At 47.1% G+C, this 21,939-nt stretch carries 17 protein-coding genes and 3 rRNA genes; all 20 read left to right on the forward strand.

Annotated elements, in window-relative coordinates; all coding sequences use genetic code 11:
* The first annotated feature begins 125 nt into the window (after positions 1-125).
* The 20 genes from nadA to rrf all read left to right on the forward strand — a co-directional run bounded on the left by nadA (position 126) and on the right by rrf (position 21,625).
* Positions 126-1,064, forward strand: a complete 939-nt coding sequence (gene nadA / locus PODO_RS00345) for a quinolinate synthase NadA (protein ID WP_036678753.1) — start codon at positions 126-128, stop codon at positions 1,062-1,064.
* Positions 1,065-1,103: 39 nt separating this feature from the next.
* Positions 1,104-2,720, forward strand: coding sequence for an L-aspartate oxidase (gene nadB, locus PODO_RS00350; protein WP_036678750.1), 1,617 nt, complete (start codon positions 1,104-1,106; stop codon positions 2,718-2,720).
* Complete coding sequence (nadC, locus tag PODO_RS00355; protein WP_036678747.1) at positions 2,710-3,585, forward strand: carboxylating nicotinate-nucleotide diphosphorylase; 876 nt, start codon at positions 2,710-2,712, stop codon at positions 3,583-3,585. Before nadB ends, nadC begins: the two co-directional genes overlap by 11 nt.
* Positions 3,582-4,349, forward strand: coding sequence for a type III pantothenate kinase (locus PODO_RS00360; protein ID WP_036678745.1), 768 nt, complete (start codon positions 3,582-3,584; stop codon positions 4,347-4,349). The genes nadC and PODO_RS00360 overlap by 4 nt, the downstream gene beginning before the upstream one ends.
* A gap of 47 nt (positions 4,350-4,396) precedes the next feature.
* Positions 4,397-5,281: an Hsp33 family molecular chaperone HslO gene (hslO, locus tag PODO_RS00365; RefSeq protein ID WP_036678742.1), complete on the forward strand. Its 885-nt coding sequence runs from the start codon at positions 4,397-4,399 to the stop codon at positions 5,279-5,281.
* Between the two features lie 9 nt (positions 5,282-5,290).
* A complete protein-coding gene (locus PODO_RS00370) occupies positions 5,291-6,235 on the forward strand; it encodes a peptidylprolyl isomerase (RefSeq protein ID WP_080742371.1) in 945 nt (314 codons plus the stop codon).
* A gap of 141 nt (positions 6,236-6,376) precedes the next feature.
* Positions 6,377-7,315: a cysteine synthase A gene (gene cysK, locus PODO_RS00375; RefSeq protein ID WP_036678737.1), complete on the forward strand. Its 939-nt coding sequence runs from the start codon at positions 6,377-6,379 to the stop codon at positions 7,313-7,315.
* A gap of 405 nt (positions 7,316-7,720) precedes the next feature.
* Complete coding sequence (locus PODO_RS00380; protein WP_038568037.1) at positions 7,721-9,334, forward strand: anthranilate synthase component I family protein; 1,614 nt, start codon at positions 7,721-7,723, stop codon at positions 9,332-9,334.
* Positions 9,331-9,912, forward strand: a complete 582-nt coding sequence (pabA, locus tag PODO_RS00385) for an aminodeoxychorismate/anthranilate synthase component II (RefSeq protein WP_036678733.1) — start codon at positions 9,331-9,333, stop codon at positions 9,910-9,912. The genes PODO_RS00380 and pabA overlap by 4 nt, the downstream gene beginning before the upstream one ends.
* A complete protein-coding gene (locus PODO_RS00390) occupies positions 9,909-10,790 on the forward strand; it encodes an aminotransferase class IV (protein ID WP_036678731.1) in 882 nt (293 codons plus the stop codon). The genes pabA and PODO_RS00390 overlap by 4 nt, the downstream gene beginning before the upstream one ends.
* A complete protein-coding gene (gene folP / locus PODO_RS00395) occupies positions 10,787-11,644 on the forward strand; it encodes a dihydropteroate synthase (protein WP_036678729.1) in 858 nt (285 codons plus the stop codon). Before PODO_RS00390 ends, folP begins: the two co-directional genes overlap by 4 nt.
* A 30-nt stretch (positions 11,645-11,674) precedes the next feature.
* Entirely contained in the window at positions 11,675-12,037 is a 363-nt protein-coding gene (folB, locus tag PODO_RS00400) for a dihydroneopterin aldolase (protein WP_036678726.1), read from the forward strand.
* 11 nt (positions 12,038-12,048) lie between these two features.
* Entirely contained in the window at positions 12,049-12,600 is a 552-nt protein-coding gene (gene folK / locus PODO_RS00405) for a 2-amino-4-hydroxy-6-hydroxymethyldihydropteridine diphosphokinase (protein WP_036678725.1), read from the forward strand.
* Positions 12,552-12,761, forward strand: a complete 210-nt coding sequence (locus tag PODO_RS30285) for a helix-turn-helix domain-containing protein (protein WP_076099929.1) — start codon at positions 12,552-12,554, stop codon at positions 12,759-12,761. The genes folK and PODO_RS30285 overlap by 49 nt, the downstream gene beginning before the upstream one ends.
* A gap of 33 nt (positions 12,762-12,794) precedes the next feature.
* Positions 12,795-13,811 (forward strand): tRNA dihydrouridine synthase DusB, encoded by a 1,017-nt coding sequence (dusB, locus tag PODO_RS00410; protein ID WP_036678722.1) that lies wholly within the window; start codon positions 12,795-12,797, stop codon positions 13,809-13,811.
* Positions 13,812-14,012: 201 nt separating this feature from the next.
* On the forward strand, positions 14,013-14,492 hold the full coding sequence (greA, locus tag PODO_RS00415) for a transcription elongation factor GreA (RefSeq protein WP_036678719.1): 480 nt from the start codon (positions 14,013-14,015) through the stop codon (positions 14,490-14,492).
* A 248-nt stretch (positions 14,493-14,740) separates the two neighbouring features.
* Positions 14,741-16,258 (forward strand): lysine--tRNA ligase, encoded by a 1,518-nt coding sequence (lysS, locus tag PODO_RS00420; RefSeq protein ID WP_038573979.1) that lies wholly within the window; start codon positions 14,741-14,743, stop codon positions 16,256-16,258.
* 406 nt (positions 16,259-16,664) lie between these two features.
* Positions 16,665-18,222 (forward strand): 16S ribosomal RNA (locus PODO_RS00425).
* Between the two features lie 232 nt (positions 18,223-18,454).
* Positions 18,455-21,380: ribosomal RNA gene (locus PODO_RS00430) — 23S ribosomal RNA — on the forward strand.
* A gap of 128 nt (positions 21,381-21,508) precedes the next feature.
* Positions 21,509-21,625, forward strand: a 5S ribosomal RNA gene (rrf, locus tag PODO_RS00435).
* Together the 16S, 23S and 5S rRNA genes form the textbook arrangement of a ribosomal RNA operon.
* Positions 21,626-21,939: the final 314 nt, after the last annotated feature.

Below are 21,939 nucleotides of genomic sequence, written 5' to 3' on the forward strand. Positions count from 1 at the left end.
ACATTAGTGATTAATATTACTTACTATTTATATCAGCATGTTCATTTTTTCACCATGATGGCGCATGCCATTTGATAACATCATGTCGGCGAAAAGCCGCGAGGATTTAAGGGGGAGAACAATCGGTGGAAGCTCTGGCGCTTGAGCGCAAGCAGGAACAGAATCGAGAACTTCGTATACGTCTTGAACAGCTTAAAAAGGAACGAAACGCAATCATTTTAGCTCATTATTATCAGCGTGATGAAATTCAGGAGGTTGCCGATTTCCGGGGCGACTCTTTTTTACTCGCTCAGAAGGCTGCAGAGACAGATGCGGAAGTTATTGTATTCTGCGGTGTTCATTTCATGGGGGAAAGTGCAAAAATTTTAGCCCCGAACAAAACCGTCCTAATTCCTGATGAACGTGCAGGCTGTCCAATGGCAGATATGGTCAATGTAGACGGTTTACGTAAGCTAAAAGCTCAACATCCAAATGCTAAAGTAGTCACTTATATCAACTCGTCCGCCGAGATTAAAGCAGAAACCGATATTTGTTGTACCTCTGCTAATGCTGTGAAAGTAATCGAATCCCTTGACGCCGAAGAGATTATTTGGGTCCCAGATAAGAATCTTGGTCAATATGTACAAGATCAGACGGGCAAGAAGCTGATTATCTGGGAAGGTTATTGCAACACTCACGACATGTTGACCGTCAAAGATGTAGTAGAGATGAGAGCAAAATATCCAGATGCGGAATTTGTAGTTCATCCAGAGTGTCGTCCTGAAGTAGTGGCCATGGGTGACTATGTAGGCAGCACTACATCAATTCTGGAGTATTGCCGGAAATCGGATCGTAAGCAATTTATCGTTGGAACGGAAGATGGTACCGGATATCAGCTTCGTAAGGATAGTCCAGATAAAGAATTCCATTTTGCTACCAAATTTCTTGTTTGTCCTAATATGAAAGTTAATAATCTAAAAAAACTGGTGAAATGCCTGGAGACGATGAAGCCACAAATCTATGTACCGCCTGCTGTCGCCGACAAAGCCAGAACATCCCTAGAGCGCATGCTACAAGTCCGGTAGCATGCGCTACTCTTTCGTTGAAACAGGTGAAAAGCGGTCATGATTCCACAATATTTGGTTGATTTTGATCTTCGGGATATTCCTACGGTAAAGACAGATTGTATTGTTATTGGTTCAGGGATTGCCGGATTATTCACGGCTATTAAAGCCAGTGAAGATCGGCGTGTCATAATGATCACAAAGAAATCAGTAATGGAAAGTAATACTCGCTATGCACAGGGGGGGATCGCAGCTGTTATAGCTGAGGATGATTCCCCTGCATACCACCGGCAGGATACCTTAATGGCCGGTGCAGGTCTTTGCTCCTCAACAGCTGTCGATGCACTTGTTAATGAAGGGCCGGAAGGCGTTCATGAGTTAATTCGCTTAGGAACCCTGTTTGATAAGGAAGATGGGGTACTGGCTTTGACTCAGGAAGGAGCGCACAGCCACCGCCGTATTTTGCATGCAAATGGGGATGCTACTGGTTATGAGATTGTTCGTGCATTGGCGGAACAGGTAGCGGAACATGAGAATATTGAGGTCTGGGATGATCATTATGTTATCGATCTCATCACTGAAGGTGGCGAATGTGTAGGCGCATTATTGCAGCGGCCCGGTGGTGGACGGTTGTTCCTGCAAGGGGATGCGACCATTTTGTGCTCTGGTGGAGCAGGACAATTATATCGATACACTACCAACCCTGAGGTAGCTACAGGAGATGGTGTAGCGATCGCCTATCGCGCTGGTGCTCATATACGAGATATGGAATTTATTCAATTTCATCCTACAGCACTTAGTTACCCAGGAGCTCCTAGATTTTTAATCTCCGAAGCTGTGCGTGGGGAAGGAGCAGTCTTGCGCAATATTAATGGAGAGCGGTTCATGGAGCGTTATCATAACCTGCTTGAACTAGCCCCGCGGGATATTGTAGCGCGAGCTATTGTAAGTGAAATGGAACTTACTAAATCAACGTTCGTTTATTTGGATATTACACATGAATCTCCAGAGATGGTGAAGCATCGGTTTCCCACAATATATGAGACATGTATGGGCTATGGACTGGATATTACAAGTGATTGGATTCCAGTGGCTCCTGCTGCGCATTATATGATGGGGGGGATTAAGACCGATCTGAATGGAGAGAGTACCGTCCCGCGTCTGTTTGCTTGCGGAGAGGTTTCCTCCACAGGCCTGCATGGCGCTAACCGTTTAGCTAGTAATTCTTTATCTGAGGCCATTGTATTTGGACAGCGTATTATTGATCGGATTCATGAGCTTTCCCCGCTGGACCGTGATATTTTATCGGTTATCAGTAACGAGGGCCGTGTAGATTCGCCAACTCAAGCTATTGTGGAACGTCGTTTGAAGCTACAGAAGGTAATGGTTCGATATGCCGGACTACGTCGTAACGAAGAGATGTTACTTAAAGGATTAGATGAATTAAAACGACAGCTGCCAATCTTTGGATCAGCTTTGTCCAAACGTGAGGAATATGAATTTGCTAATATGCTGACCTGCTGTTTGCTTGTGACAGAGTCTGCTCTGGCACGGGAAGAGAGCCGTGGGGCGCATTACCGTGAGGATTATCCGCAGCGGGATGATGATCAGTGGCGTAAGCACCTGCTTCAAATTCGCGAACTGGGAATAGTGGAGGAATTAAGCGATGATGTTTAATGGTTACAATGAAGAACTAGTACAATCTATCAAGGCTTGGTTGCGGGAAGATGTTGGTTCCGGAGATGTAACCACGCAGATGACGATTCCAGTGGGCCATGAGTCCAAAGGGATTATTCATGCCAAGGAAGATGGGATAATTTGTGGCATCCCAATTGCAGAGCTGGTCTTTGAAATTGTGGATCCGGCGCTTAGTTTTACAGCCCTTGTCGAAGAAGGTCAAGCTGTAACCAAAGGGACTGTAATTATTGAGGTTGAGGGCAGCACACATGCGATTCTAACAGGTGAGCGGCTTGCGCTTAACTTGATGCAGCGTCTTTCGGGTGTGGCATCACGTACAGCTTCTTTCGTGCAGGTGCTGGAGGGATTACCGACTCGCTTAGTGGATACACGTAAGACAACACCAGGTCACCGGATGCTGGAGAAATATGCTGTTCGTATTGGTGGAGGCTTTAATCACCGTTTTGGCTTATATGATGCAGTTATGATCAAGGATAATCATATCAAAGGCGCGGGTGGTATTCGGCAGGCTGTAGGTCGTGCTCGGAAGAACATCCCGCATACGATGAGCATCGAAGTGGAGACCGAAAATTTAGAGCAAGTCGAAGAGGCGCTGGCAGCAGGTGCCGACATTATAATGCTCGATAACATGTCTAACGATATGATGAAGCAAGCCGTGGCTAGGATTAAATCCCAAGCTCCGCATGTTAAGACAGAGGCTTCTGGAAATGTATCGTTAGAAACCGTACGCGGGATTGCTGAAACGGGTGTGGATGTGATTTCTGTCGGGCGCCTTACGTACTCCTTCTCCAGTCTGGATATCAGTCTAGACCTTAATGCTAAGAAGGAAGGGCCTTTGTCATGATGCTTGCTGTCGATATCGGTAATACCAATATTGTTCTCGGTGTATATAGAAAACGCGAATTGCTGCATCATTTTCGGCTAAGCACTGCGCGCCAATCGACCGTGGATGAATATGGAGTAATGATACACAATCTTTTTCACATGTCAGGTATATCTGTCAAAGACGTTGAAGGTGTAATTATATCTTCGGTTGTTCCACCACTGGTTAAGACTATTGAGGATATGTGTATTAAATATATAGGGAAAGACCCATTGATTGTTGGACCAGGGATTAAGACGGGGCTTAACTTACGTTATGAGAATCCGCGTGAAATTGGCGCAGACCGGATTGTTAATGCAGTTGCTGCGATTGAACAATACAAATGTCCACTTGTGGTTGTTGATTTTGGTACGGCTACGACTTTTGATTGCATTGATGCAGGTGCTAATTATCTTGGTGGCGCGATAGTTCCTGGTCTAGGCATTTCAACAGAGGCATTATACCAGCGGGCATCTAAGCTGCCGCGAATTGAATTGGAGAAGCCTAAAAAGGTCATCGGGCGTAATACGGTGCATGCGATGCAGGCCGGAATTATTTTTGGCTATGCGGGTCAGGTTGAGGGCATCGTTAAACGAATTAAAGTCGAGATGAACGCTCCCGAACTGAAGGTTATTTCGACCGGAGGCCTCGCCTCGCTAATTGCGGGTGAAACGGACTGTATTGATGAAGTAAATCCTATGTTAACGCTAGAAGGATTAAGAATTATTTACGATCGTAACCAATAAAGATAAAGAAGCCTAAAAGGCGAAGAGATAGGAGGGCTATGCACCCAATGGAAAAAAAGAAGGATCGACTAATCCGTGGCACGGCTCTTAATGGTAAAGTGAGAGCGTTTGCTGTCCGCACAACTGAATTGGTTGAAGAACTGAGACGCAGACACGATACGTATCCAACGGCTACAGCCGCAATGGGACGTACAGTTACCGCTGCAGCCATGATGGGCGCTATGCTCAAGGGTAGTGAGAAGCTGAGTATTATGGTTAAAGGGAATGGACCGATCGGACAAATCGTTGCAGAATCCAATGCATTGGGAGAAGTGCGTGGTTATGTGCATAATCCGCACATTCATTTACCGAGCAATAGCATGGGGAAACTGGATGTAGCTGGAGCGGTGGGAACTGAAGGGTTCATTGATGTTATAAAAGATTTAGGCATGAAAGAGCCATACCGAGGTAGTATACCTATTATCTCCGGGGAGCTTGGCGATGATTTTACTTATTATTTTGCGGTTTCTGAGCAAACTCCAGCTGCGGTTGGCCTAGGTGTACTGGTAGATACCGATGAGTCGGTAATTGTGGCTGGAGGGTTTATTGTTCAGCTTCTTCCTGGTCTGACTGATGCGGAGATCACAGAGATTGAAAAAGCTGTAGGGGCGATGCCTTCTGTAACAGCGCTTCTCGATCAGGGGCTGGAGCCAGAAGAAATGCTGCGCTACCTGTTGCCGGATGCAGTGGTTATGGATGAACTGGATATTAACTTTGCTTGTCAGTGTTCGCGTGAGCGGGTAGAGCAGACATTGGTTAGCTTAGGGCGGGATGAACTGGAGAGATTAATTGCAGAAGATGAACAGGCTGAAGTCGTATGCCATTTTTGCAATGAGGCTTATGTTTTCAATAAGGACGATTTACAGGTCATTTTAGAACAAGCGAATTCGTAGGGCATTGGGATGATGACGAGACAGGAACGCGCACTTCGCAATACGGTTATTATTCTAGCTGTTGCAACTTTAATGCTCGGGGGTCTATTATTCTGGAGTTTACGCGCCATGGCTCTTCTTAAAGGAGATACAACAGACAATGAATCACCGGATGTAGCGACTGCAGGCGGACAACCGATAACGGATCAGCAGTGGATGGATGAGCTCAAAAAAAAGCATGGAGAAGAAGTGTTAATCAGTATGCTTAACCATATTGTCGTGGACATGGAAGCTAAGGCTTTAGGAATTACCGTGACAGACGATGAGGTTAAGCAGGAACTGGCACGCACTATAGTTGGATACGAATCAGAAGCGCAATATTATGCTCAAATGCAATCTCAGCTGGGATTATCTCGTCAGGAAGTGTTCACAGAGACAGCTTATCGTCTGTCCTTACAAGCGATAGCCACGGTGGGCATTACAATCAGTGATGCCGATATAGATGCTTATTTAGAGCAAAATGCCGAGCGCTTCGTTCCAAAAAAGGAAATGCAGCTTTCTATGATCAAGGTTTCATCCTATGAGGAAGGTCAGCAGGTAATGGATCGCTTGGAACAGGGTGAGGATTTCGCTGATTTGGCTAGGGAAGTGTCTATTGATGAAGAGAGTCGGCAGCATGGAGGCAGTTTAGGCAAAGTAGAGGAAGACGACCCTTTTTGGCCAGAGGGAATGTTAAAGACTGCGGCTGGATTGGATGTGGGTGATATAGCCGGTCCGATCGAGACAGGGGAAGACTTCGCCATTATTCGCTTGGAGAGTATTCACTCTCCAGAAATGCCAGATCAGAAAGAAATTCGGGCGCTTGTACGTCAAGAGCTGGCTTTGGAGCAAGCCCCTCCCTTGCAGCAGGTGGAAAGCAATTTACGCAATAAATATGAGGTGTCAATAAATATTGACAACAGCCTGCAAGATTGATAATATGATATTAACGTAAACCCTACCGTTTTAGTCGGAAATAACTGACGGTGGTCAACAATTTAAACTCCACACACAGAAGCATAAAGTCACAATTTACGTTCTTATATCGCATTTATCATTCTAAGGAGGTTTTTGCTCATGGCTAAAGTCGTTAACAACGTAACAGAATTGATCGGAGGTACTCCGCTCGTTCGTTTGAATCGTCTGGCACAGGAAGGCTCCGCAGATATTTATTTGAAATTGGAATATCAGAACCCGGGATCAAGCGTAAAAGACCGGATTGCAATCAGCATCGTGGAAGAAGCTGAGCGTGAAGGTCTACTGAAACCAGGAGGTACGATTGTAGAAGCTACTAGTGGTAACACTGGTATCGGCCTGGCACTTGTAGCTGCTGCTAAAGGTTATAAGGCAGTTATCGTAATGCCGGAAACAATGAGCTTGGAGCGCCGTAATCTCCTTCGCGCATATGGAGCGGAATTGGTGCTGACCCCAGGATCGGAAGGTATGAATGGTGCGGTTAAGAAAGCAGACGAAATTCTGAAGGAGAACCCAAGCTATTTCCCATCCGAGCAATTCAAGAATAAAGCGAACGTGAAGATTCACCGTGAGACTACTGGACCTGAAATCATTGACGCTATTGAATCCATCGGCGGTCCTTTGGATGCTTTTATTGCAGGTATCGGAACAGGCGGAACGATCACTGGTGCGGGTGAAGTGCTGAAAAGCCAATATCCTGATATTAAGATTTATGCTGTGGAGCCTGCTGCTTCCCCAATCTTGGCTGGAGGCAAACCAGGCCCTCACAAAATCCAGGGTATCGGAGCTAACTTCATCCCTGAGATTCTGAACCAAGATATCTATGATGAAATCATCCACGTTGAGAATGATGAAGCTTTCGAAACTGCACGTCGTGTAGCTAAAGAAGAAGGCGTCTTGTCTGGTATTTCTTCAGGTGCTGCTGTATTTGCCGCACTTAAAGTAGCTAAAGATTTAGGCCCTGGCAAAAAAGTAGTAGTCATTATCCCAAGTAACGGCGAACGTTACCTGAGCACACCACTTTACAATTTCGAAGCGTAATTGTTTGCAATAACGTAAATCTATAAGAGTCTTCATACCACTTTTTTGGTGGTGATGGAGACTCTTTTCGTTGATTTAAAAGGAATTAGGTACTGTGCATATATGCCGGGGTAGACGTGGTGATTTTATTATTGTTGAAAAAAGCTCTGGTTTTTGCAGAAAACGCAAAAATCATAATAATTTCCTATCGCTGAGGGCTTTTCAATAATGCCTTAAGTACAGTATACTGACAGGCAATATACTACTGATGAATGGACAAAACTAAGCAAATGCTTACGAAGCAAGTTTTATTGCGAAGTGATGTCTACGAAGTAATGGCTTCATAAAACTAAGCATATGCTTACGAAGCGAGTTTTGTCTCGAAGATTAAACTGTAAGATGATGCTAGACAAAACTTTTAGGAGGATGGCTTTGGAAATCATAACAACCTGGAACGAGTGGGAACAATGGGCTGCTGAAGACTGGAGCATGTTTCCCTTGATTATAAAATCTCCCCGGTGCACAAACGAATTACCCGCGTCCTGGGAGAAAGCCTGGGAGTTAGCTTCCCAGTATTCTGTAGTTTTAGAAAGTGGTAAGGGTGGCCGTTATACGTACTTGGGCTTGAACCCTGTTTCGATATTGAAGGGCAAGGAGGATAATGCGGAAGTATTTAGCTTCCCTACTGAATCTTTGGAATTAGCATCAGTGGACGAGGAGAGGATACCTGAGGCAACAACACTACATGGACAACCGCTGGAGCTACTGCAGCAATGGATGTCGGATTTTACGTCACCTAAGCTAAAGGATGAAGATGTTCCTCCTTTTTCTGGTGGATGTATTGGTTTCCTTGGTTATGATGTGGTTCGTTCTTTGGAACGATTGCCGTCTCTTGCCCAAGATGATCCTGGTTTTCCTGATTATCTTTTTATGAGGTTTGACGAGATATGGATTTATGATCACGAAGAGCATGTGCTGTATTGTGCTGTTCACGTTCCAGTTCCAGCAGACTGTGGGATGGAAGAGCTGCAAAATCTTTATCTTGGCAGTATAGAACAGGCTGGACAAATGGTAGAGCAGTGGCAGCTGATATCTTCAGCTGCAGGATTGGATGATGAGGCTGTGGGCAGCATTGAGGCCCTTACAGTTTCATCAGGAGAGTGGCCGGGCATGGCTTCCGCTTTTTCGCCTGAGAAGTTTCAGCAGGCAGTGCTGGACGTTCAGGAATACATCCGCCAAGGTGATGTCTTCCAAGTGAACCTCTCGCTGCGCCAGGAGGCGCAGCTGAAGTCCCCGCCGGAGGATGTTTACGAGTGGCTGCGCAAGCTCAACCCGTCCCCGTACATGGGGCTCTTGCGGTCGCCCGGCTTCGCGCTGTCCAGCGCTTCACCGGAGCTGCTCGTCAAGCTGCACGGGGACAAAGTGAGCGCCCGGCCAATCGCTGGCACCCGGCGCCGGGGACTCACTCCCGCGGAGGATGCCGCCATGGAGGCGGAGCTTCGCGGGAGCGAAAAAGAGATCGCCGAGCATATCATGCTTGTCGATCTGGAACGCAACGACATCGGGCGTGTCGCTGCATACGGTTCCGTCAGCGTGCCGGAGCTGATGACGGTGGAGCGCTACTCTCATGTGATGCATCTCGTTTCGCAGGTAGAGGGCCAGATTGCGCCGGATAAAGACGCGTATGCGGTTATTGCAGCTTTATTCCCCGGGGGGACTATTACAGGGGCTCCCAAGGTAAGGACAATGGAGATTATTGAAGAATTGGAGCCGGTTCGACGTGGACCCTATACAGGATCGATGGGTTTTATTGACTATAACGGCAATATGGAATTAAATATTATTATAAGAACGCTGGCTGTAAAAGACGGGGTCGGATATATTCAGACAGGTGCCGGCATAGTGATCGATTCCGATCCCTACCGTGAATACCGTGAATGCCATAATAAAGCCAAAGCGGTAGTGAAGGCAGTACTCTGTAGTGAACTGCAGCAGGAATTGCCAGCTACCAGCGGAGCCGAAGGGGGAGTAGCACTGTGATCTTGGTCATCGATAATTATGATTCCTTTACGTATAACCTCGTACAGTATTTAGGTGAGCTTGGGGAAGAGGTTAAAGTGCACCGCAATGATGAAATTACCATCGAAGAGATTGAAAAGCTGGCACCTGACCATATTCTAATTTCACCAGGCCCATGTACGCCAAATGAAGCGGGAATTAGTCTGGAATTGTTGCATCATTTCAAGGGGATCATTCCGATCTTCGGCGTATGCCTTGGACATCAAGCGATTGGACAAGCATTTGGTGGCAATGTCATCCGTGCTGAGCGTTTGATGCATGGGAAGACATCGCCTATTTACCATAACGGGACCTCAGTTTTTGAAGGTCTGGAGTCTCCATTTACAGCTACCCGATATCATTCACTGATTGTAGAGCGGGAGAGTCTCCCAGATTGCTTGGAGATTACGGCTGAGACTGAAGAAGGGGAGATTATGGCATTGCGCCATAAAGAATACCCTATTGAAGGTGTGCAGTTCCACCCGGAATCTATTATTACGGATCATGGTCATACGATGCTGCGTAATTTCTTGAAACGGAGAGCCGGAGAAACGGCATGAAATATATAGGATTTAACAATGGTGTCATTGACGCCCGAGAAACCGTGGTTTCTACCTTGGATCACGGCTTTTTGTACGGCATTGGCTTGTTCGAAACCTTTAGGACCTATGGGGGAGTTCCCTTTTTGCTGGAGCGTCATTTGAAGCGTATGGCAGAGGGTTGCAAGGCACTGGGCATTCCATTTGAAGCAGAAGCGGCACATCTACTTGACTGGATTAAGCGCGTTATGGACAAAAATGAATTAAAAGAAGCTTATATACGCTATACCGTAACAGCCGGTGAGGATATTCTCGGATTACCTGCTGGTGATTATCAAAAGCCTAATCATTTGTTGTACATCAAAGCGCTGCCGAAAGTACCAGATAAACTCTATAGTGAAGGCAAAGAGCTGCAGCTGTTGTCCTTGCGGCGTAATACTCCTGAGGGAACAGTGCGATTCAAGTCGCTGCATTATATGAATAACATTCTGGCTAAGCGAGAGCTTAGAGGGTATACTTCTGCGGCAAATGGTGCTGAAGGACTAATGCTGACGGCAGAAGAATTTATTGCCGAGGGCATTGTCAGCAACATCTTTTTTGTAAAAAACAACAGGCTCTATACCCCAGATCTTACAACAGGGATACTTCCGGGAATTACCCGGGAAATGGTAATGGAGCTGGCTCTTAGTGCAGGCCTTAGTGTTGAAGAAGGAACATATCACTGGGAGCAGTTAAAAGCTGCTGATGAAGTGTTTCTTACCAATTCCGTACAAGAAATCGTTCCTGTTACTGGGGTGTGGCACGGAGATGCAAGATTTACTATAGGTACTGGCCAGTGTGGAACAATTACTGCTGGCTTGATTTCATTATATAGAGATAGGACGGCGATTTCGAAATGAGACCAGTCCTCTTTAAGCGGACATACCGTTGTGGAAATACAGACTTGGAGTTAGGAAATCGAACATTGATTATGGGCATCCTTAATGTGACCCCGGATTCTTTTTCGGATGGAGGACTTTGGGATCATCCGGACAAAGCAGTTGAGCATGCGCTGCGTATGGCTGCAGAGGGTGCTGATATTATTGATATCGGCGGTGAATCTACTCGTCCTGGTCATCAACCGGTGGGACTTGAAGAGGAGTTAGCCCGTGTATTGCCTGTGATTGAGAGTATTCATAAGGCGGCACCTCACCTTCCGTTATCTATCGATACCTATAAAGCTGAAGTAGCCCACCAAGCTATAGCTGCGGGTGCCCATATCATTAATGACATATGGGGTTGTAAGGCCGATCCGGAAATGGCGGCAGTGGCCGCTGCTGCTGACTGTCCTATTATTTTGATGCATAACCGGCAGGACCGTAATTATACGAATCTGAGTGCGGATATGTCGGCTGACCTTAAGGAAAGTATTGATCTTGCGGTAGCCGCAGGCGTTAAGCCGGCCAATATCATATTGGATCCAGGTATCGGCTTTGCTAAGGATTATAATGAAAACCTGCAGGCAATGACGCTTTTAGACGGGTTGACTGAGTTAGGTTATCCGTTGTTACTGGCGACTTCCCGCAAAAAATTCATCCGCACGGTACTTGATTTGCCGTCTGATGATGTTGTGGAAGGCACCGCAGCTACAGTAGCTTTTGGGATAGCTCAGGGTTGCCAGATCGTACGTGTACATGATGTATCTCTGATTAAACGAACGGTTAAGATGTGTGATGCGATGTTGTATGCTGCACCTCCATTGGTGCGTGAATAGCTATATTTTACGAAAAAGGGCGGATTAATCATGGATAAAATGACAATGCATCGCATGGAATATTACGGATACCACGGTGTATTTGAGGAAGAACGTAAGCTGGGACAACGTTTTTACATTGATTTAGAGCTGGAGCTTGATTTGCAGGGTGCGGGCTTAAATGATGATTTGAGTCAAACCGTGAATTATGCTGAAGTTCATGAATTAGTCAAAAACATTGTCGAAATAAAGTCTTTTAAGTTGATCGAAGCTTTGGCAGAATATATTGCATCCTCCGTACTGGACACTTATACTGTTATCAATGCAGTAACGGTTAAGGTAACTAAACCCCATCCGCCTTTCGACATTCATTTTCAGGGAGTGACTGTAGAGCTGCGCAGAACTAGAAAGTGAGAACAAGGTCCATGAATATACATTCCACCTCTGAAGAATCAGAGGCTTATATTGCTTTAGGGGCTAATTTGGGTGACCGCGAGGGTACACTGTCAGAGGCTTTGAACAGACTGGACGCTCATGATGAAATATCTGTGGTCCGCTGCTCCAAAGTTTACGAGACAGAGCCAGTAGGTTATTTAGATCAGCCGCAGTTTCTCAATATGGCAGCAGCTTTGCGAACGACACTTGCGCCCGAGTCCTTGCTGGAAGTGATGTTGGGGATTGAAACGCAGTTGGGTCGTATCCGGGATATCCGCTATGGACCGAGAACGGTAGATTTGGATTTGTTGTGGGTTGAGGGTCAGGTGCTCGATACACCACATTTAACGTTACCGCATCCACGCATGTTAGAGCGTGCTTTTGTATTGTTTCCGCTCAGTGACATCGTTCCACAGAATGAACAATCTTCCGGACTTCGCAAGCTGATTACAGCAGCGCTTCAAGACATAGACGGGAAGGAAGGAATTCGGTTGTGGACAACAAGCGTTTGGGACGGAGGGTCAGGGCATTCCGTAAGCTAAAAGGGTATACTCAACAGGATCTTGCGGATCTTGCCGGAATTTCCTTGGCTGTGCTTGGTGCAGTCGAGAGGGGTAACAGACGATTAGAAGATCAAATTTTAGATAAAATTGCGAATGTCCTAGGGGTTACAACAGAAGAGCTTGTGGATCCCAACTCATAATTTTTAAGAATTAAAAGGCAGGAAGTGATACGAATGCTGAAGATTGGCGATATCGAGATGAAAAATCAGGTTGTTCTGGCACCTATGGCTGGCGTGTGCAATCCGGCTTTTCGTCTGATCGCTAAGGAATTTGGTACAGGTCTGGTCTGTGCGGAAATGGTAAGCGATAAGGCCATTATTCACGGAAATACACGTACTCGCGAAATGTTGTTTGTAGATGAACGGGAGAAACCGCTTAGTTTGCAGATTTTTGGCGGGGATAGAGAATCACTGGTGCAAGCAGCAAAAGTGGTTGATAAAGAAACCAATGCTGATATTATCGATATCAATATGGGATGCCCAGTGCCTAAAGTAACTAAATGTGATGCGGGAGCCCGCTGGCTTTTGAATCCCGACAAAATCTATGAAATGGTCTCTGCGGTTGTCGATGTTGTCGATAAACCCGTAACCGTGAAAATGCGGATTGGCTGGGATAGCGAGCATATTTTTGTCGAAGATAATGCGCGTGCGGTTGAACGTGCCGGGGGTAAGGCTGTCAGCGTACACGGTCGTACCCGGGAGCAGCTTTACACAGGCCATGCGGACTGGAACTATATCAAGATGGCAAAAGAAGCAGTTTCTATTCCTGTTATTGGCAACGGGGATGTTAATACACCTGAAGATGCTCGGGCTATGTTGGATCAGACTGGCTGCGATGGCGTAATGATCGGGCGTGGAGCACTCGGCAATCCTTGGATGTTGTATCGTACGATTCAATATTTGAGCACCGGCGAGCTTATGCCTGAACCTGGCTTGGATGAGAAGATTAAGGTTGCTATTCTTCATATGGATCGACTGGTAGCTCTTAAGGGAGAAGCTGTAGCTGTCCGTGAGATGCGTAAGCATATGGCCTGGTACTTAAAAGGCTTGAAGGCTGCCGCTAGAGTGAAGGATGTTCTCATGACAGAAACAAAACGCGATGGAATGGTGAGGATATTGAATGATTTTGTCGTTCAATTAAAGCATGAAGAAGAGAGCAAGGGCATTGAAATGTCTTCTTCTGCTGTATAATCACCTTTTTTCTGCTGATATTTGAACACATCTGACTTTATATGTGGTGTCATTGACATTTTGTAGCGGTTCCAATATAATTTCACAGTATAAAATCGCCGTTACAGTAAGAGCAATGCAGCAGGGAGGGTTCTTATCCTTCTAGATTAGCATATAGTATGGTGTTTTCAATAATTGTATACGACAGGAGAATCGGTTGAGATGAGCGATAAAGAAGTCATCCTTACGCCGGACGGGCTAAAACGTCTGGAAGATGAGCTGGAGACCCTCAAATCCGTAAAACGCCGTGAGGTTGCTGAACGGATTAAGGTAGCGATTGGCTACGGAGATATCAGTGAGAACTCGGAGTATGAAGACGCGAAGAATGAGCAAGCTTTTATCGAAGGACGCGTTCTAACTTTGGAGAAGATGCTTCGCAACGCGCGTATCATCAATAGCGACGAGATCGTTACTGACGTAGTAAGTATTGGTGTTACTGTAAGTGTCGAGGATTTGGAATATGGGGACACTATGGAGTATACGATCGTAGGTACAGCAGAGTCTGATCCACTGAATAACAAGATTTCCAATGAAAGTCCGGTAGGCAAAGCTATTATCGGGAAAAAAATAGGTACGGTTGTTGATGTTTCTACACCTGCAGGAGTTATTCAATATAAAATTCTCGATATCAGAATGAAGTAATATACAGACCTTAATGTCTGTAAATAGATGTGCTGCCGTATGTATTAGTCATTTCACTGTACATAGGTAGATAAGGGAACATGTTTGGGAAAGCTTCCTTAGGGAAGCTTTTTTCAAATCATCCAGAAACGATAGGTAAAACAAACTGCTTATATTTTGAGCTGGAACGGGACTGTCCTCTAACTATGGAGACGGAGCCGTTTCTTCTTGTGTATATGATATTACTGAGTTATAAGGGGATGAATCGCATGACCGAGGAAATGAACAATGTGGACAATGCAGAGAACGAACTTAGTGAGCTTTTGCAGATCCGCCGTGCCAAACTGGACGAGCTAAGAGGACTTGGTATTGATCCTTTTGGCAAAAAATACGAGCGCACAGCTAACGCTGGCGATATCGTAGCTAAGTATGATGGACTTTCCAAAGAGGAATTGGACGAGCTTTCTGTTGAAGTGAGCATTGCTGGACGTATTATGGCAAAACGCGTTATGGGTAAAGCCAGCTTTGCGCATATCCAGGACCTTAGTGGAAGAATTCAGCTTTATGTTCGTCAAGACAGCATTCCTGAAACTCAATACGCGGCGTTTAATGTTCTCGATCTGGGAGATATTATTGGCGTTCGTGGAACAGTATTCAAAACCAAAACAGGCGAGACCTCCATCAAAGTGCATAATCTCGAAGTCTTGTCCAAATCCCTGCTGCCACTTCCTGAGAAATATCATGGTCTTAAAGATGTAGAACTGCGTTATCGCCAGCGCTATGTTGATTTGATTATTAATCCGGAAGTTCAACAGACCTTTATTGCGCGTTCAAGAATTATTCAATCGATGCGTCGCTATTTGGATTCACTTGGTTATCTTGAAGTTGAAACACCTACACTTCATACGATCGCCGGCGGAGCAGCTGCGCGTCCGTTTATTACTTACCACAACACACTTGAAATGCAGCTGTATATGCGGATTGCTATCGAGCTTCACTTGAAACGCCTTATTGTTGGCGGTTTGGAAAAAGTGTACGAAATCGGCCGTGTATACCGTAACGAGGGAATGTCGACTCGTCATAATCCAGAGTTTACTATGATTGAGTTGTACGAAGCATATGCTGACTACAAGGACATCATGAATCTCACGGAGAATATGATTGCACATATTGCCCAAGAGGTATTAGGTACACAACTGCTGGATTACCAAGGCAAAGAGGTAAATCTGTCTCCAGGATGGCGTCGTGTAACTATGGTTGATGCTGTTAAAGAAGTAACCGGTGTTGATTTCAGTGTTCACATGACAGATGACGAAGCACAAGCTTTGGCAAAAGAACATCGTGTGCCTGTTGAGAAACATATGACGTTCGGTCATATCCTTAACGCTTTCTTCGAGCAATTTGTAGAGGAAACTCTAATTCAGCCAACCTTTGTAATGGGACACCCTGTTGAAATTTCACCACTTGCGAAGAAAAACGATGAGGATCCACGCTTTACCGATCGTTTTGAGCTGTTTATTGTGGGTCGTGAGCACGCTAATGCATTTAGTGAATTGAATGATCCGATTGACCAACGTCAACGCTTTGAGGCACAGATCCAGGAGAAAGAGCAAGGTAATGACGAAGCTCATGAGATGGACGATGATTTCATCCGCGCCCTGGAATATGGTATGCCACCTACTGGCGGACTGGGAATCGGCGTAGACCGTCTGATCATGCTGCTTACCAATTCTGCATCGATTCGCGATGTATTGCTGTTTCCACATATGCGTAACCGTACTGAATAGTATCTATACAACACAGGGCTTAAGGGAGCTGTCTAAGGACAGTTCTCTTGGCTACTGTTGATTAGAAGCGGTGCTTTCACTTCATTGCTCCTATAGAATGTAGAGATTTAATATTAGTTTCAAAAAAACTCTTGCAATGAATCTCTATACATGATATATTCTAAGTCCGGCCAAGAAATACACATGCCGAGCTCGAAAATGAGGTTAAAAAAAGAGCTTGACATTAAATAGCCGAACATGATATAGTATAAGAGTTGCTGCTGAGACATTAAGCGGCGCCAACGAGAACTTGATCTTTGAAAACTGAACAACGAGTGAGTAGGAAATCACGTAAGTGAAATCCAAAATTAGAGAATTAATTTTCTCGTCAGATGTTTCAAAATGAGCATATCGCTCTTTTCAATACTAATTGGAGAGTTTGATCCTGGCTCAGGACGAACGCTGGCGGCGTGCCTAATACATGCAAGTCGAGCGGAGTTATTTTGAAAGCTTGCTTTCAAAATAACTTAGCGGCGGACGGGTGAGTAACACGTAGGCAACCTGCCCTTCAGGCTGGGATAACTACCGGAAACGGTAGCTAATACCGGATAATTTCTTTTTTCTCCTGAGAGAAGAATGAAAGACGGAGCAATCTGTCACTGAGGGATGGGCCTGCGGCGCATTAGCTAGTTGGTGGGGTAACGGCCCACCAAGGCGACGATGCGTAGCCGACCTGAGAGGGTGAACGGCCACACTGGGACTGAGACACGGCCCAGACTCCTACGGGAGGCAGCAGTAGGGAATCTTCCGCAATGGGCGAAAGCCTGACGGAGCAACGCCGCGTGAGTGATGAAGGTTTTCGGATCGTAAAGCTCTGTTGCCAGGGAAGAACGTCCGGTAGAGTAACTGCTATCGGAGTGACGGTACCTGAGAAGAAAGCCCCGGCTAACTACGTGCCAGCAGCCGCGGTAATACGTAGGGGGCAAGCGTTGTCCGGAATTATTGGGCGTAAAGCGCGCGCAGGCGGCTATTTAAGTCTGGTGTTTAAACCTTGGGCTCAACCTGAGGTCGCACTGGAAACTGGGTGGCTTGAGTACAGAAGAGGAAAGTGGAATTCCACGTGTAGCGGTGAAATGCGTAGATATGTGGAGGAACACCAGTGGCGAAGGCGACTTTCTGGGCTGTAACTGACGCTGAGGCGCGAAAGCGTGGGGAGCAAACAGGATTAGATACCCTGGTAGTCCACGCCGTAAACGATGAGTGCTAGGTGTTAGGGGTTTCGATACCCTTGGTGCCGAAGTTAACACAGTAAGCACTCCGCCTGGGGAGTACGGTCGCAAGACTGAAACTCAAAGGAATTGACGGGGACCCGCACAAGCAGTGGAGTATGTGGTTTAATTCGAAGCAACGCGAAGAACCTTACCAGGTCTTGACATCCCTCTGAATCTGCTAGAGATAGCAGCGGCCTTCGGGACAGAGGAGACAGGTGGTGCATGGTTGTCGTCAGCTCGTGTCGTGAGATGTTGGGTTAAGTCCCGCAACGAGCGCAACCCTTAACTTTAGTTGCCAGCAGGTAATGCTGGGCACTCTAGAGTGACTGCCGGTGACAAACCGGAGGAAGGTGGGGATGACGTCAAATCATCATGCCCCTTATGACCTGGGCTACACACGTACTACAATGGCCGGTACAACGGGAAGCGAAGCCGCGAGGTGGAGCCAATCCCATCAAAGCCGGTCTCAGTTCGGATTGCAGGCTGCAACTCGCCTGCATGAAGTCGGAATTGCTAGTAATCGCGGATCAGCATGCCGCGGTGAATACGTTCCCGGGTCTTGTACACACCGCCCGTCACACCACGAGAGTTTACAACACCCGAAGTCGGTGGGGTAACCCGCAAGGGAGCCAGCCGCCGAAGGTGGGGTAGATGATTGGGGTGAAGTCGTAACAAGGTAGCCGTATCGGAAGGTGCGGCTGGATCACCTCCTTTCTATGGAGAATCGTTCTCTGCAATGAGGACATTCAAATCGGAAGCTAAGCTTCCGAAACTCAGGTTTAGGCCTGTTACTCACTCGTTGCTCAGTTTTGAGAGTTTAAGCTCTCAAGTAAGACTTGATCCTTGAAAACTGGATACCGAAACGAATTTGCGTTTTAGAACATCTTTTAGCAACTTGTGTAAACAAGTAAATGTTATTAGTGAGATTTTTCTTCGGAAAAATCAAGGTTAAGCTAATAAGAGCACACGGAGGATGCCTAGGCGCCAGGAGCCGACGAAGGACGTGGCGAACAACGAAACTGCCTCGGGGAGCTGTAAGCAAGCTTTGATCCGGGGGTGTCCGAATGGGGAAACCCAGCTGTGGTAATTCGCAGTTACTCATACCTGAATACATAGGGTGTGTAGAGGCAGACCAGGGGAACTGAAACATCTAAGTACCCTGAGGAAGAGAAAACAATAGTGATTCCGTCAGTAGCGGCGAGCGAACGCGGAACAGCCTAAACCAAGGGGCTTGCCTCTTGGGGTTGTGGGACGTCTCACATGGAGTTACAAAGGAATGTGGTAGGTGAAGAGGTCTGGAAAGGCCCGCGATAGAGGTAAAAGCCCTGTAACCTAAACTGTGTTCTCTCCGAGACGGATCCCGAGTAGTGCGGGGCACGTGAAACCCCGTATGAATCCAGCAGGACCATCTGCTAAGGCTAAATACTACCTGGCGACCGATAGTGAAACAGTACCGTGAGGGAAAGGTGAAAAGCACCCCGGAAGGGGAGTGAAATAGAACCTGAAACCGTGTGCTTACAAAAAGTCAGAGCCCGATCTATGGGTGATGGCGTGCCTTTTGTAGAATGAACCGGCGAGTTACGTTTAACATGCAAGGTTAAGCCGAGAAGGTGGAGCCGCAGCGAAAGCGAGTCTGAATAGGGCGATTGAGTATGTGGACGTAGACCCGAAACCGTGTGATCTACCCCTGTCCAGGGTGAAGGTGCGGTAACACGCACTGGAGGCCCGAACCCACGTACGTTGAAAAGTGCGGGGATGAGGTGGGGGTAGCGGAGAAATTCCAATCGAACTCGGAGATAGCTGGTTCTCCCCGAAATAGCTTTAGGGCTAGCCTCGGTATAAGAGTAGTGGAGGTAGAGCACTGATTGGGTGCGGGGTCCGCAAGGATTACCAAGCTCAGTCAAACTCCGAATGCCATATACTTATTGCCGGGAGTCAGACAGTGAGTGCTAAGATCCATTGTCAAAAGGGAAACAGCCCAGACCATCAGCTAAGGTCCCCAAGTGTGTGTTAAGTGGGAAAGGATGTGGAGTTGCACAGACAACCAGGATGTTGGCTTAGAAGCAGCCACCATTGAAAGAGTGCGTAATAGCTCACTGGTCGAGTGACTCTGCGCCGAAAATGTAACGGGGCTAAACACACCACCGAAGCTATGGCTAGATGCTTTGCATCTGGGGTAGGGGAGCGTTGTGTAGGGGTTGAAGGTGTACTGAAAAGAGCGCTGGACACTACACAAGTGAGAATGCCGGTATGAGTAACGAAAAGATCAGTGAGAATCTGATCCGCCGAAAGCCCAAGGTTTCCTGAGGAAGGCTCGTCCGCTCAGGGTAAGTCGGGACCTAAGGCGAGGCCGAAAGGCGTAGTCGAAGGACAACAGTTTGAAATTACTGTACCACCGTAATCCGCTATGAGCGATGGGGTGACGCAGGAGGGTAGTGACGCGGACTGATGGATGTCCGTCTAAGCAGTGAGGCTGATGTGTAGGCAAATCCGCACATCGTTAAGGCTAGGCTGTGATGGGGAGCGAAAATTATAGTAGCGAAGGTCATGATCTCACACTGCCAAGAAAAGCCTCTAGCCAGGAGAAGGTGCCCGTACCGCAAACCGACACAGGTAGGCGAGAAGAGAATTCTAAGGCGCGCGGAAGAACTCTCGTTAAGGAACTCGGCAAAATGACCCCGTAACTTCGGGAGAAGGGGTGCCCCGGTAGTGTGAATAGCACGAGGGGGCCGCAGTGAAAAGGCCCAAGCGACTGTTTAGCAAAAACACAGGTCTGTGCGAAGCCGCAAGGCGAAGTATACGGGCTGACGCCTGCCCGGTGCTGGAAGGTTAAGGGGAGTGGTTAGGGGTAACCCGAAGCTATGAACCGAAGCCCCAGTAAACGGCGGCCGTAACTATAACGGTCCTAAGGTAGCGAAATTCCTTGTCAGGTAAATTCTGACCCGCACGAATGGCGTAACGACTTGGGCGCTGTCTCAACGAGAGATCCGGTGAAATTTTAATACCTGTGAAGATGCAGGTTACCCGCGACAAGACGGAAAGACCCCATGGAGCTTTACTGCAGCTTGATATTGAATTTGGGTACGATCTGTACAGGATAGGTGGGAGCCGTAGAAATCGGAGCGCAAGCTTCGGTGGAGGCGCCGTTGGGATACCACCCTGATCGTATCTAGGTTCTAACCTAGTACCCTAATCGGGTACGGGGACCGTGTCAGGCGGGCAGTTTGACTGGGGCGGTCGCCTCCTAAAGAGTAACGGAGGCGTTCCAAGGTTCCCTCAGAATGGTTGGAAATCATTCGCAGAGTGCAAAGGCATAAGGGAGCTTGACTGCGAGACCTACAAGTCGAGCAGGGACGAAAGTCGGACTTAGTGATCCGGTGGTACCGCATGGAAGGGCCATCGCTCAACGGATAAAAGCTACCCTGGGGATAACAGGCTTATCTCCCCCAAGAGTCCACATCGACGGGGAGGTTTGGCACCTCGATGTCGGCTCATCGCATCCTGGGGCTGAAGTAGGTCCCAAGGGTTGGGCTGTTCGCCCATTAAAGCGGTACGCGAGCTGGGTTCAGAACGTCGTGAGACAGTTCGGTCCCTATCTGTCGTGGGCGCAGGAAATTTGAGAGGAGCTGTCCTTAGTACGAGAGGACCGGGATGGACGTACCGCTGGTGCACCAGTTGTTCCGCCAGGAGCATGGCTGGGTAGCTACGTACGGACGGGATAAGCGCTGAAAGCATCTAAGCGTGAAGCCCCCCTCAAGATGAGATTTCCCAATTAGTAAGACCCCTTGAAGACGACGAGGTAGATAGGTTGGAGGTGGAAGTGCAGCAATGCATGGAGCTGACCAATACTAATCGGTCGAGGGCTTATCCTATACTTAGAATGCAGATTCGTTTCGGATTCAGTTTTCAGGCATCAAGCCTGTAACACGCTTAGAAATTCATTGTCACTTCTGGTGATGAACCGAATTTCACGCGGCAGCGTCTGTTTCACAGACGCATGTTTGGTGGCGATAGCGGAGGGGTTCCACGCGTACCCATCCCGAACACGACCGTTAAGCCCTCCAGCGCCGATGGTACTTGGACCGAAGGGTCCTGGGAGAGTAGGACGTTGCCAAGCACACAAGACCACTGTTGAGTAATCGACAGTGGTCTTTTTGTTATGTAAATAGAGAATTCATTAGGCTATATTTTGAAATACTATGATGGAGATAAGCGTGGGTAATAAGATGAGCAGAAATGCATTGTGGATTTTTTATACACTATATGTCCACTGAGCACGGACTAACGTCCAATAATTCGCTTACTCGGGGGCCGTTTTTTGAATACCTACTCTGATGATGTAATGTTCTTGACAGTCCAAATGCCCTTTGCTAAGATGGCAATAATATATTTTTGGATAAGCATCTCAAACCTTAATTGAAGATCTACACT

Source organism: Paenibacillus odorifer (assembly GCF_000758725.1).
Classification (GTDB): Bacteria; Bacillota; Bacilli; order Paenibacillales; family Paenibacillaceae; genus Paenibacillus_AQ; species Paenibacillus_AQ odorifer.